At 63.8% G+C, this 640-nt stretch carries 1 protein-coding gene; it reads left to right on the forward strand.

Annotated elements, in window-relative coordinates:
- A partial coding sequence (locus IF809_RS38700; RefSeq protein WP_462840099.1) for an IS110 family RNA-guided transposase occupies positions 1-612 on the forward strand: 612 nt, incomplete at its 5' end.
- Positions 613-640 lie beyond the last annotated feature (28 nt).

Raw genomic sequence — 640 nt, forward strand, 5'->3', positions numbered from 1 at the left:
GCAGAATTGGGGATCATCGCCACCGCCGGCCTGGCAAAGGTTGAGGCGCTGGTCGCAATCATACGGGATGAGACAGATGCACGCCTGCCCGCAGCAGCGCGCTTCGCGCTGATGGCTATTGCCGACGAGATTGAAGCTTCAGCCGACCAGATCGAGAGGCTCGAGCGCGCAATCGTCGCGGAGGCCAAGCACGACGAGGACATGCGTCGGTTGACCACGATCCCTGGCGTCGGCGCCATTACGGCGGCGACCATCAAAGCGCTTGTGCCGGATCCCGGCGGGTTCAAGTCGGCTCGCCACTTTGCCGCCTGGCTGGGATTGACGCCGCGGCCTCATTCAAGCGGAGGCAAAGAGCGGTTGGGACGAATATCGAAGATGGGAAATCCAGAACTCCGCTCTCTCCTCGTTGTCGGGGCAACGGCCGTCTTGCGGCTTGTCCGAAACGACGTTCGGGCGCGGCCGTGGCTGAAGGCGCTTCTCGCCAGACGCCCCTTCAAGGTTGCCGCCGTCGCGCAGGCCAATAAGACGGCGCGGATCATCTGGGCGCTCCTGGACAAGGGTGAAATTTATCGGCGTCCCGACCCATTGGCGATTGCCGCGGTGACGCAGTGACCGCCAAAACGATCTGACCGGCGCAGGC

This window comes from Bradyrhizobium sp. UFLA06-24, from assembly GCF_054967145.1.